Annotated in this window: 14 protein-coding genes; 5 read left to right on the top strand and 9 right to left on the bottom strand. The window is 68.9% G+C overall.

Annotated elements, in window-relative coordinates:
• The first annotated feature begins 113 nt into the window (after positions 1-113).
• Positions 114-1,031, top strand: a complete 918-nt coding sequence (locus ACWEKS_RS17040) for a LysR family transcriptional regulator (protein WP_452340969.1) — start codon at positions 114-116, stop codon at positions 1,029-1,031.
• 28 nt (positions 1,032-1,059) lie between these two features.
• Positions 1,060-1,704 (top strand): class I SAM-dependent methyltransferase, encoded by a 645-nt coding sequence (locus ACWEKS_RS17045; protein ID WP_452340970.1) that lies wholly within the window; start codon positions 1,060-1,062, stop codon positions 1,702-1,704.
• Here the strand turns inward: ACWEKS_RS17045 and ACWEKS_RS17050 are convergent.
• The gene (locus ACWEKS_RS17050; RefSeq protein WP_452340971.1) at positions 1,679-2,578 is read right to left on the bottom strand and encodes an NmrA family NAD(P)-binding protein; all 900 of its coding nucleotides are present in this window, start codon (positions 2,576-2,578) and stop codon (positions 1,679-1,681) included. The two genes, ACWEKS_RS17045 and ACWEKS_RS17050, sit on opposite strands and share 26 nt — an antisense overlap.
• A gap of 87 nt (positions 2,579-2,665) precedes the next feature.
• On the opposite strand from ACWEKS_RS17050, the gene ACWEKS_RS17055 reads away from it, so the two are divergent.
• Positions 2,666-3,082 carry a winged helix-turn-helix transcriptional regulator gene (locus tag ACWEKS_RS17055; RefSeq protein WP_379400700.1) on the top strand — a complete coding sequence of 139 codons (417 nt, stop codon included), beginning with the start codon at positions 2,666-2,668 and terminating at the stop codon, positions 3,080-3,082.
• A 39-nt stretch (positions 3,083-3,121) separates the two neighbouring features.
• Here the strand turns inward: ACWEKS_RS17055 and ACWEKS_RS17060 are convergent, their stop codons facing one another.
• From ACWEKS_RS17060 to ACWEKS_RS17070, 3 genes are all read right to left on the bottom strand, one after another.
• On the bottom strand, positions 3,122-4,675 hold the full coding sequence (locus ACWEKS_RS17060; protein WP_452340972.1) for a phytoene desaturase family protein: 1,554 nt from the start codon (positions 4,673-4,675) through the stop codon (positions 3,122-3,124).
• A gap of 158 nt (positions 4,676-4,833) precedes the next feature.
• Positions 4,834-6,369, bottom strand: a complete 1,536-nt coding sequence (locus ACWEKS_RS17065; RefSeq protein ID WP_452340973.1) for an FAD-binding protein — start codon at positions 6,367-6,369, stop codon at positions 4,834-4,836.
• Positions 6,370-6,458: 89 nt separating this feature from the next.
• Positions 6,459-7,361, bottom strand: coding sequence for an NADP-dependent oxidoreductase (locus ACWEKS_RS17070; RefSeq protein ID WP_452340974.1), 903 nt, complete (start codon positions 7,359-7,361; stop codon positions 6,459-6,461).
• Positions 7,362-7,427: 66 nt separating this feature from the next.
• Here ACWEKS_RS17070 and ACWEKS_RS17075 point away from each other — a divergent pair, with 66 nt between their 5' ends.
• Complete coding sequence (locus tag ACWEKS_RS17075; protein ID WP_452340975.1) at positions 7,428-7,850, top strand: winged helix-turn-helix transcriptional regulator; 423 nt, start codon at positions 7,428-7,430, stop codon at positions 7,848-7,850.
• Positions 7,851-7,862: 12 nt separating this feature from the next.
• On the opposite strand, the gene ACWEKS_RS17080 is transcribed toward ACWEKS_RS17075, so the two are convergent.
• The 4 genes from ACWEKS_RS17080 to ACWEKS_RS17095 all read right to left on the bottom strand — a co-directional run bounded on the left by ACWEKS_RS17080 (position 7,863) and on the right by ACWEKS_RS17095 (position 12,921).
• Complete coding sequence (locus ACWEKS_RS17080; protein WP_452340976.1) at positions 7,863-8,501, bottom strand: class I SAM-dependent DNA methyltransferase; 639 nt, start codon at positions 8,499-8,501, stop codon at positions 7,863-7,865.
• Between the two features lie 9 nt (positions 8,502-8,510).
• Entirely contained in the window at positions 8,511-10,454 is a 1,944-nt protein-coding gene (locus ACWEKS_RS17085) for a DUF6301 family protein (RefSeq protein ID WP_452340977.1), read from the bottom strand.
• Between the two features lie 135 nt (positions 10,455-10,589).
• A complete protein-coding gene (locus tag ACWEKS_RS17090) occupies positions 10,590-12,521 on the bottom strand; it encodes a CocE/NonD family hydrolase (RefSeq protein WP_452340978.1) in 1,932 nt (643 codons plus the stop codon).
• A 31-nt stretch (positions 12,522-12,552) separates the two neighbouring features.
• On the bottom strand, positions 12,553-12,921 hold the full coding sequence (locus tag ACWEKS_RS17095) for a MerR family transcriptional regulator (protein WP_452340979.1): 369 nt from the start codon (positions 12,919-12,921) through the stop codon (positions 12,553-12,555).
• Positions 12,922-13,005: 84 nt separating this feature from the next.
• On the opposite strand from ACWEKS_RS17095, the gene ACWEKS_RS17100 reads away from it, so the two are divergent.
• The gene (locus ACWEKS_RS17100; RefSeq protein WP_452340980.1) at positions 13,006-13,791 is read left to right on the top strand and encodes an amidohydrolase family protein; all 786 of its coding nucleotides are present in this window, start codon (positions 13,006-13,008) and stop codon (positions 13,789-13,791) included.
• Between the two features lie 162 nt (positions 13,792-13,953).
• Here ACWEKS_RS17100 and ACWEKS_RS17105 read toward each other — a convergent pair whose 3' ends face one another.
• Positions 13,954-15,465 carry an LAGLIDADG family homing endonuclease gene (locus ACWEKS_RS17105; protein ID WP_452340981.1) on the bottom strand — a complete coding sequence of 504 codons (1,512 nt, stop codon included), beginning with the start codon at positions 15,463-15,465 and terminating at the stop codon, positions 13,954-13,956.
• Positions 15,466-15,595 lie beyond the last annotated feature (130 nt).

The following is a 15,595-nucleotide window of genomic DNA, read 5'->3' on the forward strand; positions in this document are numbered from 1 at the left end:
TCACTCCCATGCATCCTCGCTCTGAAGCGGAACTGCCGATAGCATCCCGCCCGAATCCCGGCTTCCAAGCCATCGGGTATGCCTACCGGTTGCCCTCTTCCTAACCTGGTGGCATGGATATCGATACGCGACTGCTGCGTTACTTCCTGGCAGTCGCGGACGCGGAGAACCTGCCGCGGGCGGCGCAGCGACTACATGTCGCGCAGCCCGCGCTGGCGACCCAGATCAAACAGCTGGAACAGCAGCTGGGTGTGGAGCTGTTCATTCGTTCCCGCGCGGGCTGGACCCTCACCGCGGCCGGCAAGGTACTCGCCGAGCAGGTGCCGGCGCTGCTGGCGTCCTGGGACCGGATCCTGCGCGACACCAAGAGCGATGCCAGCCGCGCCTCCCGGGTGCTGCGGCTGGGCTGCGTGAACAGCGCTGCCGACGGCCATATTCCGGAGATCATCCGGGTCTTCCACCGGCTGCACCCGGACTGGCAGGTCGATCTGCACCAGGGCGGCTGGACCGACCCGACCGCCGGGCTGGACGAGGGCGACGTCGATGTCGCCCTGCTGCGCCTGCCCTTTCCGGGCCAGGACGAATACCACCTGCGGGAGCTGTTCGCCGAACCGCGCTGGATCGCGCTGCCCGAGGACCATCCGCTGGCCCAGCGCGACGACATCGCCTTCCGGGAGCTGTGGGACGAGCCGTATGTCGCCTCGCCCGCGGAAACCGGCTGGTGGCGCGACTATTGGATGGGCCTGGACTCGCGGCCCGCGGACACCGCCATCATCGGGGCCATCGCCCGCAATACCGAGGAATGGCTGCGCGCCATCGCCAATGGCTTCGGCGTGAGCTTCACCCCCGCGTCCACCGCCCGCACCGAGCACCCGGGCGTGGTGTTCCGGCCCGTGCACGGCATCGGCCCCACCCGGGTGGCGGTGGTGTGGCCGGACGCCTCCGAGACCGATCCGGTCATGCGGTATTTCATCCGCTGCTGCTCCGACATCATGGGCCAGCACGGCGCGGACGGCCGTCGCACCTCCTGACCGCCGCCGGTCGGACATGATTGGGGGCATGAGCGACCAGCACGAGCACTGGCAGCGCACCTACCGCACGCATCCGGAGATGTACGGCGACGAGCCGTCGGAGGCCGCCGTGTACGCGGCGCGTCTGTTCCGCGAGCGCGGGGCCCGCGACGTGCTGGAACTGGGCGCGGGCCACGGCCGGGACGCACTCCACCTGGCGCGCCAGGGTTTTCGGGTGACCGCCGCCGACTTCAGTGCCGTCGCGCTGGCGCAATTACGGGAGCGGGCGGACGCCGAAGGCGCGGGCGACCGGGTCCGCACCCTGGAACACGATGTGCGCCAGCCGATTCCGCTGCCCTATCGCAGCGTGGACGCGGTGTACGCGCACATGCTGCTGTGCATGGACCTCAGCACCCAGGAGATCCGCGACCTGGTCGCCGAGATCCGCCGCGTCCTCAAACCCGGCGGCGCGTTCGTCTACACCGTCCGCAATACCGACGACGCTCACTTCGGCAGCGGTAAATCCCTCGGCGACGACATCTACGAGCACGGCGGCTTCGCCGTGCACTTCTTCTCCGCGGAACTCGTCGAGGCCCTCGCCGCCGGATGGGAGCTGCGCGACCGGCATTGCTTCGAGGAGGGCGAGCTGCCCCGCCGCCTGTGGCTCGTCACCCAGCTGCTCCCGGCCCGCTGACCGCCGCCGCGATCTCGGCGCGGATCGGGCGCGGCGCGCCGGACAGCAGGGTGGGCAGATCGCTGTGGGTGGCGTGCAGGAAGCCCGCCTTCAGGTTGGAGAACAGCGACACCGTGTGCCCGATCCGATACGGTTCGAGGCCTGCGCCGACCAGGCTGTCGCGCAGCTCGGTGAGCGGCACGTCCCGGTATTCGACCGGGCGGCCGAGGGATTCGCTCAGCAGTCCGGCGATCTCCGCGCCGCTGACCGAGGTCACACCCTCGAGCTCGTAGGTGCGACCGGCGTGCGCGGTGGACGCTCCGGCGCGCAGGTCGCGCTCGACCTCGGCGGCCACCCGCACCGCGACCTCGGCCAGATCCTCCCGCGATACCCCGGAGATGCGGCCGGTGCCGAACGGTGCGGCGAAAACCCCGGTGGCGGCGGCGGATTCGGCCGCCCCGGCCGCCAGGCCCACCGGCACCTCGCTGTAGAACCCGTTGCGCAGCACCGTCACCTCGAAAGGCGCTGCGGCCAGCTGCTTCTCGGTCCACAGGTGCGGGACGGCGATGGTGGTGTGCCCGGCCGACGCCGAGAGGCTGGTGTAGACGACGTGCCGCACCCCGGCGGCGGCCGCGGCGGCCACCACCGCGCCGTGGCGGGCCGTCACCACATCGTCCTCGGCGTATCCGGCGGAGATGAACACCAGCGTGTCCACGCCGTCGAAGCCGGCGGTCAGGGATGCGGGATCGTCGAAATCGATGCGCCGGGCGGTGTTGTCGCTGTGCTGCGCGGCCGTGGAGCTGGTGCCCGCCACCACCTCCAGATCCGGCCGGGCCCGCAGGCCCGCCAGTACCAGTCCGCCCAGAGCGCCGGAAACGCCGGTCACGAGAATCATTGCGCTACTCCTTGCGTTGCGAAGGTCGTGGACCACGACCTGACCGAGCTTCCGACGACGGTGGCGACCTGGGAAGAAGGCACTTCGGTGTCAGTCACGAACACCGCTGTTACCGACCAGGCCGCAGCCGCTGTTCCCGCCGGGCCGTGTGGCGATGACCACTGCGGCATCCGCGACACCCTCGACCGGATCGGCGACAAATGGACCGTGCAGGTGCTGGTCGAACTGCGCAAGGGCGTGCGCCGGTTCGGCGAGCTGCAGCGCGCGGTGCCGGGTATCTCGCAACGCATGCTGACGCTCACCACGAAAAGGCTGCTGCGCGACGGGTTCCTGGAGCGCACGGCGTACCCGACCATTCCGCCGCAGGTGGAGTACCGGCTCACCGAGATGGGTGAGAGCCTGGCCGGGGTCGCCTTCTACCTGGCCGACTGGTCCCGCGCGCACATGGACGCGGTGGCCGCGGCCCGCGCCCGGTGGGACGCGGAGCACGGCGAACTGGACTGAGCGCCGATTCCGGTCGCTCGGCCCCGCACGCGGATTCGCTCAGCCCGCCTCGAGGACGGCCATGGCGGCATTGTGGCCGCCGATGCCGCTGACGCCGCCGCCGCGTACCGCGCCCGCGCCGCACAGCAGGACATTGCGGTGCCCGGTCGCGACGCCCCACCGGGCGGCGGGGCTGTCGTCGGCATCGTCGGCGCGGTAGGGAAAGGACAGGTCCGCGTGGAAGATATGGCCGCCGGGCATGCTGATCTCGCGTTCGAGTTCGACCGGGGTGCGGGCCTCCAGGCACGGGTTGCCCTCGCCGTCCAGGGCGAGACAGTCGCGGATCGGTTCGGCCAGCACCGAATCCAGTTGCGCCAGTGTGGCATCCACCAGCCGCTCCTTGGCGCCGCGCGGATCGTCGGCGAAAAGCCGTGCGGGCGTGTGCAACCCGAACAGGGTGAGGGTGTGGAAGCCGCGCTCGTTCAGCTCCGGCGCCAGGATCGACGGGTCGGTCAGGGTGTGGCAGTAGATCTCCGAGGGCGGGGCCGAGGGCAGCGTGCCCGCCGCCGCCTCCCGGTAGGCGCGCTCGAGCTGACCGGCCGATTCCGCGATGTGGAAGGTGCCGGCGAAGGCGGTGCGCGGATCCACCTGCGGGTCACGGAGTTTCGGTAGTCGCCGCAGCAGCATGTTGATCTTCAGTTGCGCGCCCTCGGGTTTCTCGGCCGACTCGCCCAGCAGTCCCGCCAGCACGTAGGGCGCGGCGTTCACCAGCACGTGCCGCGCGCTGGCCACGTGCCCGTGATCACCGTGCAGGTAGTGCACGTCGGCGGTGTCGCCGTAGGGTTCGATGCTGGTGACGGTGCATCCGGTGCTCAGCTCGGCCCCGGCCGTGCGGGCCGCGCCGGCGAGCGCGTCGGTGAGCGCGCCCATGCCGCCGACCGGCACATTCCAGTCGCCGGTGCCGCCGCCGATCACGTGGTAGAGGAAGCAGCGGTTCTGCCGCAGCGCCGGATCGTGGGCGTGGGTGAAGGTGCCGATGAGCGCGTCGGTGAGCACCACGCCGCGCACGGTGTCGTCGGCGAAGGCGGCCTCCACCGATTCCCCCAGGGGCCGTTCGAAAATCGTCTCCCAGGCGGTGGAATCGTCCACCGTGCGCTGCAATTCGGCGCGGGTGGGCAGCGGGTGGGTCAGAGTCGGGAAGACGCGCTCTGCCAGTCGCCCGGTCATGGCGTAGAAGCGCTGCCAGGCTTCGTAATCCCGCTCCGATCCGGTGACCTGCGCGAAGCTGGCGCGGGTGGCGGCCTCGGAACCGTTGTCCACCAGTAGCCCGGTGCCACCGATCGGCGTGTACGACGAGATGCGCCGCTTGCGGGTCTCGAAGCTGAGGTCCAGATCCCGCACGATGCGCTCGGGCAGCAGGCTCACCAGGTAGGAGTAGCGCGACAGTCGCGCGTCGAAGCCCGGGAACACCCGCTCGGACACCGCCGCGCCACCGGTGTGAGCCTGGCGTTCCAGCACCAGCACCGAACGCCCGGCCCGGGCCAGGTAGGCGGCGGCGACCAGGCCGTTGTGGCCGCCGCCCACCACGATCACGTCGTATCCCGCTCGCGTCATGCGCCCATCGCATCACACTGTGCTTGATTTGCCTCCGCTTCGCTCCGGCGGGTTCGCGGCGCTGGAGTCTCGTTCTTCCCTCCTCCGCTCCTCCGCTTCGCTCCTCCGCTCCGTCAGTCCAGAACGAGACGCGCCGCGAACCTGGGCGCGGGGCGCGGCTAGCGGCCGCTCATGTCGAGTGCCGCCAGGTGGCTGAACAGGACCGACGCGCCGATCGGATTGCCGCCGCCGGGGTAGACGGTGCCGCTCACCGCCGCCATCGTGTTGCCTGCGGCGTAGAGGCCCGGGATCGGCTCGCCGGCGGTGTCCAGCACGCGCGCGGCGGTGTCGGTGCGCAGCCCGCCCTTGGTGCCCAGATCGGAGATGCCGAAGGCGGCCGCGTGGAACGGGCCCTTCACGATCGGGGTCAGTGGGGGCTCGCCATTGGAGAAGGCGCGGTCGTAGGCCTCGTCGCCGCGGCCGAAGTCCGGATCCACGCCCTGGGCGGCGAATTCGTTGAAGCGGGCCACGGTCGCCACCAGTGCGTCGGCGGGCACACCGACTTCGGCGGCCAGGCCCTCGAGGGTGTCGGCGGTCTTCCACAGGCCTGCCTCGACATAGCGTTCCGCGTCGACCATCGGCACATTGCTGGCCTTGATGGGCGGCACGATGCCCTCGGTGTCGTCGTAGACCATCCAGAACGGAAGCGTCGCCGAGCCGTCGTTCAGGTGCTCGATGATGTCGCGGCCGAGCCGGTCGTAGGGCGCGGACTCGTTGACGAAGCGCTCACCGGCCTGGTTGACGAAGATGCCGCCGGTGAACCACAGCGCGAAAGCGGCGCGCCCGTCCGGGTGCACCAGGCCCGGCGACCACCACGCCTGATCCATCAGGTCGGTGTCGGCGCCCACCGCGATGCCCGCCTCGTGCGCCTTACCTTGATTTCCCCACGGCCCCATGGTGTCCCGGGCCACGCCCGGCACCCCGTAGCGCTGCCGCAGTTCGTCGTTGCCCTCGAAACCGCCGGCGGCCAGCAGCACGCCCTTGCGGGCCCGGATGGCCACCCGCGCACCGTCGCGCTCGACGATCGCCCCGACCACCGCGCCGTCCTCGGTCACCAGCTCGACCAGCGGGGAGTTCAGGTACAGCTTGGCGTTGGGGTACTTGGACAGCCCCAGCAGGAACCGGCCGACGAGGGCCCGCCCGCCGATCAGGTAGTCGGGCTGCGGGTCGCCGTGGCGATCGGTCCCGAGCGGCCCGCGCACGGAGTCGCTCAGCTCGCCCAGCTTCGCGGCCCGCAGCGGCGCGGGGATGATGTGCCGCTTGCCGTCCAGCCGCGCCTTGGGCGCCTTGCCGAAATAGTCCGGCCACGGGAACATCTGGAATTCGAAAGCCTCGTCCTGCTCCAGGTATTCGATGACCTTGGCGCCATTGCGGACGTAGGTCTCCTGCAGCTCGGCCGGGGTACGGTCACCGACCACGGACCGGAAGTAGGTGAGCGCGTCCTCGATGGTGTCGTCCACGCCCGCCCGCTGCAGCACCGGATTGCACGGGAACCAGACCCCGCCGCCGCCCGAGAACGAGGTGGTACCGCCGAACTTGTCGGTGGCCTCCACCACCGCCACCGTCAGCCCCTCACGCGCCGCCGTATAGGCCCCGGCCAGGCCGCCGCCCGACCCTGCCACCAGGACATCGACTTCTTCGTTCCAGTCCGTCACCGTTACTCCCTGATCAACGTGGTCTCTCCGCGACGGTATGCGCCGGGAGCGGCCCGTGCATCAAGTATCCCGATGGCCGGAAAGCCGGATCAGTCGTGCCAGGTGGTCAGGACGATCTTGCCGCGCACCCGGCCGGATTCGCTGAGCTTGTGCGCCTCGGCGGCATCGGCCAGGGACATCACCCGATCGATCTCGGCGTGCAGCCGCCCGGCCGCCACCAGGTCCGCGACCGCGCGCAGGTCCGCGCCGGACGGGGTGAACCAGAGGCGGTGATAGCGGGGATCGTCGAGCGGCTCCTCGCCCTGGGCGTCGATCATCCGGCCGTGCGGGGTGAGCACCCGCAGCGAGCGGGCCGCATAGTCACCGCCGACCAGATCGAACACGCTGTCCACAGCGCTGACGGCGGTGGTGAAATCGGTTGCCGTGTAGTCGATCAGCTCGTCGACGCCGAGGCCGCGCAGGAAGTCGTGATTGGCCGCACGGGCGGTGCCGATCACGTAGGCACCGCGCGCCTTGGCGATCTGCACCGCCAGATGCCCCACGCCGCCCGCCGCCGCGTGCACCAGAACCCGTTGTCCCGGTTGGACATCGGTGAACGCCTGCCACGCGGTGAGCACCGCCGTCGGCAGGGCGGCGGCGTGGATGTGGTCGAGCCCGGCCGGCCGGTGGGCGAGGAACTGCGCCGGGGTCACCGCGTATTCGGCGTAGGCGCCAGAAGGGCTGAGCACATTCCCGAAAACCTCGTCACCGGGCCGGAATTCGGTGACCTCCGTGCCGACCGCGGTGACGACACCCGACAGGTCGAAGCCCAGCGTGAACGGCGGCGGGCCCAGTTTGGTGACCGCGCCCGAGCGGAGTTTCCAATCGGCGGCATTGATCGAGGTGGCGGCCACCCGCACCAGCACCTCGCCGGTGCCGGGTCGCGGAACATCGACCTCCACCGTCTCCAGAACATCCGGTCCACCGAGGGTGCGCTGACTGATCGCTTTCATGATCTCGATCCTGCGCCGGATAGTATCTCGGGGGAAGAAGGCACTCTTTTGATCCCGAGGTACCTCATGGATACCGTCTCCGACTGGGAACCATCCGGAAATCTGGTCGACAGCTACCTGCGGCGCTGCCCCGCCCGCGACATCCTCGCGGTGCTGGCCGACAAGTGGGTGCTGCTGGTGCTGGGCACCTTGCGCAACGAGGGCGGGCCGATCCGATTCAACGAACTGCGCCGCCGCCTCGACGGCATCACCCAGAAGGTGCTCACCCGCACCCTGCGGGACCTGGAACGCGACGGGCTGGTCCGGCGCACGGTGTATCCGACCGTGCCGCCCCGGGTGGAGTACGCGCTCACCGACATGGGCGCCGACCTGGGCCGGATCACCCACGCCATGGGACAGTGGGCGCTGCAGCACGCCGAGGAAATCACCGCCGCCCGAACCGAATTCGACGAGCGGGCGGCACGGGAACCGGAACCGATCCGGCCCTGACCACCGGCACTCTCAGACCCTGACCGCGAGCACGGTGGCGTGCGGGGTGTACTCGTCCGGGCGGGCCTGTCGCGACAGCGTGGCGGTGGCCCGGAAACCATGGGCGGCCAACGCTTCCGCGAAGGTGACCGGCGCCCACCGGTAGGCGGGGGCGACCTTGTGCGCGTAATCCCGCACGCCCGTGGGCTCGTCGGCGGCCTGGAAACCGAACACGGCGTGCCCGCCGGGCCGCACCACCCGCGCGAACTCGGTCAGCACCGCCGGAACCCGGTGCGGCGGAATGTGAATGATCGAGTACCAGGCCACCAGCCCGGCCAGGGCGGCATCGCCATACCGGAGTTGCTCCATCGGACCGACCTCGAACGGAATGTCCGGGTACTCCTCCCGGGCCAGGCGGATCATCTCCGGCGACAGATCGACCCCGGACATCTCCAGCCCCGCCGCCGCCAGATACGAGGTGACCCGGCCCGGCCCGCAGCCGATATCGGCCACCGCGCCATTCCCGTTCTCCCGCACCGCTTCCGCGAAGGCGTCCAGCATCGATCGGTCGAAGATATTGGTGTGCAGCTGCCGGTGGAAGAGCTTGGCGTACAGCTCCGCCACCTCGTCGTAGGCGGCCCGGGTGACGCGCATGTCCTCGCTGTCGATCATGCCTCGACTCTAGGCGTCCGGCGCGGCCGCCTGCGCGCCGATCGCGCCCGTCGACGGTGCGCGCACCGCCTGATACTCGCCGTTCAACAGCACGCGCAACCGGGCCTGCGGCGGCATCAGGGTGCGCAGCGGCAGCACCGCCAGCCGGGCCAGCCGGCGCAGATCACGCGGCAGGGCGGGCAGCGGAAGATCGATGTGCCACAGCGGATATCGATGATCGGGATGCTGCCAGCCGTCGCGCAGCATGAATTTCAGGACGCGCGGGGACAATTCGCGAGCGGTCGCGCTGGCCAGTTCCAGCCGCAACAGCTCGTGGCCCTGGTCGTGGTCGAGATTGATCCGGGCGCGATGCGGTTCCCCGGCGTCCACGGTGAGCTGGCCGGACTCGGTGAGATCGGCGATCAGGGCGGCCAATTCCTCATAGCACTGCGCCCATTCGCGATCGTGGGCGCGGAAGGCGGCGCGCTGCTGCTCGATGATGAGGCGGCGGTCGCGTTCGCCCGGCCGCACCAGGTACAGCTCCACCGTGTCCGGCTCGGTGACCAGGCCCACCGTGAGCCGGTCGCCGGGCCAGGCCGGCCCGTGCGCCTGGCCCAGCACCGCATGGCGCGGCGCACCGAACTCGGTGCGGAAGCCGTCCAGGGCGCGGGCCTGCGCGGCGGTGCGCTGCTCACGCACCTCACCGGGCAGGCCCTCGTCGTAGAGGAACGATTCGATGCTGTCGCTGAGGGTGACACAGACCGCCTCCAGCCGGTCACCGTCGAAGCAGAAGCGGGCGCGCGGCTCGTCCACGCCCAATTCGGTGTCCGCCCACACCGTGCGCTCGCCGGTATCGCTGTCGTGCAGCGGTTTCCAGCCCACCGCGGCCGCGAAGCCGTCCAGATCGGCGCGCGTCCAGGTCCAGTCGAAAGCCCGTGCCGCGCGCGCTATCTCGACACCGGCGGGCACGTCCACCCGCAGCGGCCCGGCATCGAAGTCGGAGAGGGCGTGGCGGCGCAGGAATTCGGCGCGCTGGCTGCGGGAGGTGGGATGCGGGGGGACACCCAGCGGCGTCACGTCCAGATCCGCGCCGCCCTCCACCCAGGCGTCGGCCACCAGCTCGGTGGGCGCGGTGACACCGACCGTGCGCAGCGTGTCGGCGGTGCGCAGTGCCAGCCCGCTCATGGCCACGGTGCCCGCGCGCCGGGACAGGGTGCGCGTCCAGTTGTCCTCGCGCGGCGGCGTCCAGCCCAGGTCGATCAGCCGCTGCTCGGTCTCCGGGCCGTAATACCAGGTGGGGTCGATGAATTCGGCGCGGGCCAGTTCGCCGGTCAGCTGCTCCGGCCCGGCGTCGAACTGCACGAAGCGGCTGCCGGGCGCGGTGATCAGCAGGCGCGCGTCCACCGGCAGCGTCTCCACGAAGCCCGCCAGGTTCTCGGCGAAGCGGGTCCAGGCGCCCGCGGCGGCGCGGCGGCGGGCGGTCTCGTGCCGGCGTTCCATCCAGTACCGCTGCGCGGTCGGGTTCACCAGCAGCAGATCGACGGTGTCCACACCGATGGTGAGGCCCGCGAACACGGTCGGGAAACGCCAGGCCGGACCTTCGGCCGGGCCCGCGGCCGGGCTCTCCGGATCGCCCCAGTGCTCGGTGAACAGGGCCGCCGTGCGGGCCAGCGCCGCGTCCAGGAGTTCCCGGCTGCCGAACTCCGCGGGGGCCGGGCAGTCGGAGATGGTCACGCGCACATGGTCGAGGCCGCGGTCGCTGCCCCAGAACATGGCCGAGTCCCACCACACCGACAGCCCGGTCCGGGAGAAGACCGGGCCGGTACGCAGTGTGCCCACCGGCTGCGGACTACTCCATCCGACCAGCCGGGCGAATTCGGAGACATTGCCGGAGCCCCAGCGCCAGCCGAACCCCGCTGCCGCTCTCACGATCTCGACCGCACCCGCGGTATCGACACGCACCTCGAAAGCCACCCAGCGACACTAACCCGCCCCGGCCGTGCCGGGGGCCTTCGCGATCGTGATTAGTCTGTAGGCGGCCGGTGCTTCCCGCACGGGGCGGACAATCCACGGGAAGCCCGGCCACGGTCATGATCGGGGGCGAATATGTCAGTGCGCCAGCGGGAAACGTGAACTTCCCGCGTCGCCCGCCGGAATGATGGGCAACACCAACGCCGAGGGGTGATCCTGGTCGTGATACACGGTCTGCGTCGCGATCTGCGTATTCGTGTTCTGCCCGAACGGGTCACCGGTATTCGGATTCGGTGCGAACTGCGGGAAATCGCTGCTCGACACCTCCACCCGGATCGACGACCCGGCCTTGACCAGATAGCTGGTCGGCCACACCTCGATCGTGAACCGATACGGCTGACCCGGCACGATCGGCGACGGATGATCGAGCGAATCGCGGAACGCGGCGCGCACGATCCCGTTGTTGAGATTCACCGTCGAGCCGTCCGGGGCCACCGCCACCAGCTTCGCGGTGAAATCGGTGTCGGTCGCGGTCGAGGACGCCCATAGCGTCACGCGAATCGGGCCGGTGAGTTCGGTGTCGGAGGACATCGGCGCGGTCGTGTACGTCAGCACATCCGAACGCTGCTCCACCACGAACTGATCCACCGGACCCTGCGGTCCCGTCGACGCACCACAGCAGGAGTGCCCGCCGGCGCTGGGCACCGGATTGAGCGGGTCGTAGTCGTAGCGATCCGGCTGCTGCGCGTCCTGCGGGGCATCGGTGGTGAGCAGCCCGGCCCGGCCCTGAATCCCATTGCCGCCATTGCCGGACAGGTAATAGGTGGTCCACCGGGTATTCGGCAGCGGCCAGGCCGAGGCCGACTTCCACCTGTTCGCACCCATCAGGAAGTAGTCGACCACCGGCTGCCCGGACACCTTGTTGTCCTTGCCCTTCAGGAAATGGTCGTACCAGGCCAGCATGAGGTCGTTGATCGGACTGTCGCCCGCCGCACCGCTCGCCGCCAGCATCGGGGTCTCCACCTTGCTGCCCGGACGTCCCCAGCCGACGTGATCCCACGGGCCCAGCACCAGCCGCTGCCCCGCACGAGCCTCCGGCGTGCCGCCACCGGCCACCATGCCGGAGAAATTCTGCACCCCGCCGGCGAGGAAGGCGTCGTACCAACCCTCCACATCCAGCACCGGGACCTTCACGTTCGCGTACCGATCGCGAATGCTCCACCGCTTCCAATAGTCGTCGCGGGTGGAATGCGAGATCCAGTCGTAGAACCACGGCGCGACCACCGGATCACCCGGGTGCAGTGGCGGAAACTGCTGATACGGGCGGAAACCCAGCCAGCGCGTGTAGTCCGCGCCATCGACCCCCAGCTGCTTGGCGGTGGCGGTGTCACCGCGATTGAGGGCCGCGCTCGCGCCGATGGTCTCCATGGCCCACGGCTCCACGAACGCCAGCCGGAACGCACCGCCCTCATAGGTCCAGTCGTCGTAATAATCCGAGGCGGTATTGGCGGGCACGATGGTCGTCAGATGCGGCGGCGCGCCGACGGCCGCGAGCCATTGCGTCGCACCGACATACGACGAACCGTACATCCCGACCTTGCCATTCGCACCCGGCAAGGTGGCGGCCCACTCCACCGAGTCGTAGCCGTCGTTGGTGTCATTCGCGAACTCGGTGAAGGTGCCGCCCGACTGCCCCTGACCCCGAATATCCTGCACCACAACCAGATAGCAGTGCGAGGCGAACCAGTCCGGGGTCTGGTAGCGAAACGGCTGGACCTGCGCGGCCGCCTTCCCGTACTGCGTCCGCATCAGAATCACCGGCACCGGATCCGCCGACACGGGCCGATACACATCCGCTTTCAGCACCACGCCGTCGCGCATGGTCGCGGGAACATTCTCCTGCTTGTCGACCGCGCACGACCCGCGCCCGTCCGACGGCGGCCAGCTCGCCGCCCCCTGCGGCGCCGACCCGTTCCCCCCGCTCCCACAGCCCGCGACCACCAGCGCGATCGCCCCGGCCACCGCCCCCACTCGAGCGATACGACCGCGCCCTCTCCCACTACGGCTCATTGATCGACCGTAACCCCGGTCCCACGCCCACTCACCGGCAATCGGGCAAAGCGGGCCGATCCCACCGCGCGACCTCCGCGGCCAGCACGGCCCGCGCCCGCGTGATGGCCACCAGCGACCGGTCCAGATCCGCGATCCGATCGGTCAGCCGGCGCCGCGCCCGCTCACACCCGCCCAGCTGTCCGTCCGAGGCGAAGCACGGCAGCAGCTCCGCGACACCCGACAGCTCGAGACCCACCTCGAGCAGCGTCCGAATCCGGCGCACCCGTTCGACACTCGACTCCGGGAAGTCGCGGTAACCATTGGACCGCCGCCCGGCCTCCAGCAGGCCGCTGCGGTCGTAGTGCCGCAGTGCGCGGGCGCTCACCCCACTGCGCTGCGACAGCTCGCTGATCAGCATCCATGTCCTCCGGCTTGACCTTGACCCCAGTGTCAACGTTTAGCGTCGAGCCGCTGCCGCCCATTCCCCGCCGGAGGAAACGCCATGGTCACCGATGTCCACGCCCACATCACCACCGACCCCGCCGCACAGCTGGCGCGCGCGAAGCAGGCCGGCGTGGATCGCACGGTGCTGCTGTCCACCCGGGTCCACCCCGAACGCGCCCGCACGCTCGGCGAGGTGCGGGCCGAATTCGCCAGGCTGACAGCCGTTATCGGCGGTGCGGACGCGGCGGCGGACGAGGTGCGGGCGGCCATGGACGAGGTGCTGCGCGCGCTGGACGCGCACCCCGACACCACCCTCGCCTTCGCGAGCCTGCCCTCGCTTCTGCCCGCCGAGCGCCTCGGCGAATGGTTCGAGCCCTACCTGACCCGCCCCGGCATCGTGGGCATCGGCGAGGTCACCCCGCCGCCCGGCCAGGCCGTGCGCATCGAACCGGTGCTGGCCGTCAGCGCCGACCACGGCGGGATACCCGTACTGGTGCACGGCTTCGCACCCAACACCCTGGACGATCTCCGCACCTATGCGGCACTGGCCGCCCGCTATCCGTCCGTGCCCGTGATCGTCGGCGCCCTGGGCGGATTCCACGCCCTGGATCTGGTGGAGCTGGCCGCCGAGCGGCCCAACCTGCACATCGATCTGTCGAGCGCGCTACAGGTATTCGCGGTCGCCGCCGCCGCACGCGAAGTCCCCGATCAGTGCCTGTTCGGTTCGAACACACCCTACGGCGACGTGGTCGCCGCGCGACACACCGTCGAGGCCGCCATCGCGGATCCAGCAGTGCGAACCCTGCTCCTGGAGGAAAACTTTCAACGAATTCTCCGCCCCTGACCTGCGGGTAAACCCGAATCCCCAAGATTGTCGCTAATTTTCAGCAACGAATCCTCCGGGGCGGACGATAGCCACATCGAGCGAGCGTGACGACGGGAACTGCCCCGCCGTCACGCTCGCTTGCGTCCGGAGCTCAGAGCTCGCGATGAATCGAGCCTGGTGTCAGAGTCCCGCGTAGACCGAAACACCCTGTGCGATGAGGTTTTCGGTGCCCGGGACCGTGGCGGCAAACACCTCTTGCTCGCCGAGATCGCTGATCTCCGTAATGCGATCCCAGAAAGTATCGTTGGTACACAGCATGGCCAGTTCGGGAGCATCCAGGACGTCTGCTGCTCGGGCCAGACGCGGGCGGCTGGGCGAGTGCTTCCACATGGTGGACCCACAGAACTTGGTTCCCATCGCAGATTGGAACTCTCGATGGGTCATTCCTCGGGCCTGCAAGAGTGCTCGAACGGTGTCCCAGATCCCCTTCGGGATCGTGTCAACGTTGGTGTTCGAAGTCATCGCATCGAGCTTGACCAAGCATTCCTCTGCGATCACGCCGCGTGCTCCGTGTACACCGATGTCCTCGATGAAGGCGCTCTGGTTGTCGACACCATCGATTCGGACATGCCAGCAGTCGCGGTATCCGGCCTTCTGGATCTTCTTGATGCGTCCATGCACTCCGAGACGGAGCAGCAGACAGGCGACATCCTCAATAAGTCTCAGGCTTGTTGACGCGTAATAGATCTGGGCTTGATGGCCCTGCTCGTTCCAGCGCACGGAACCGTCGGTGGCCCACAGATGTCTGATGAAAAGTGTCAACAGATCGGTGGGCAGGGTGAAGACCGGCCCCGGAATGAACTTGTCGTAGCTGCGCAGTCCGAAGAGGCCGAGCCCATCGAGCCATGCCGCAATCGGGTTGTGTTTTCCGCGAGCGAGCCGGTACGGAGCCGGCAGTCGGAGTGTGGTGACTCTCGCTGCCGCATAATCATCCCTGACGGCCGTGATGCCGAAGTGAGAGGCAGCCACCGTTGCGGCAGCAAGATTCTCCTCGTCGATGCTCGCATAACGGATGGGCTGGCGCTTCACGCAAGAGCCGTCACCGATCATGTGTGCCAACAGGATTATCTCGGCATCCACCATATCTGTGGCGTGTACGGGCTGGGGAATCCAACGGGGGATGGCCGTACGATCGCCAACCGTGAGTGAAGCCAGCTGTTTCCAGCCGTTGATGGTCAGCAGGCGTGCTTCGGTCGTCAGATCGATGGAACGGCCGGAGGCAAGATGAAGTCGCATGACTTCGCCACGGCCGCAGGGGAATACATTCTCGAGTGGCATGGTGACAAAGCGCATCTGCTTGTCCAGCGACCATGCAGAAGGCCGCTCACCGCTGTTGATCAAGGTTGCTAGCGATACGGGAATTCCATTGTCGGCGGGTAAGACTCGTGTGGAAGCAGCGAGACCGCCCAGTCTGCATCGGTCGAAGTGGTTGGTGCGCCTACCGTTTGCTTCATCAGGAGCTTGGTTCTGTATGGTCTCAAAAGTCGTGGCCAGCCATAACTCTCCGACCTGCGGGTTTTGAAGTTGTCTCACAACTTGGCCACTACGTTCTGTCTCAAAAAGATGGCCATTCTTCAGGATTGGCAAACGGCGTCTGATCTGCCGGTCGAAGCCATCCCATGTGGTGCCCAAAACCTTCTTGCGGCAGGGAATCTCGATCGGGATTAAACGTCACGTGATGGATGTGGCTACCTTGGAGCTTAGACATAAGGCCTGTTTGTCGAGGCCTGGTGGGCCGCTTTTGGGGAGCACGCCCAGTTCA

Source organism: Nocardia sp. NPDC004711 (assembly GCF_053601595.1).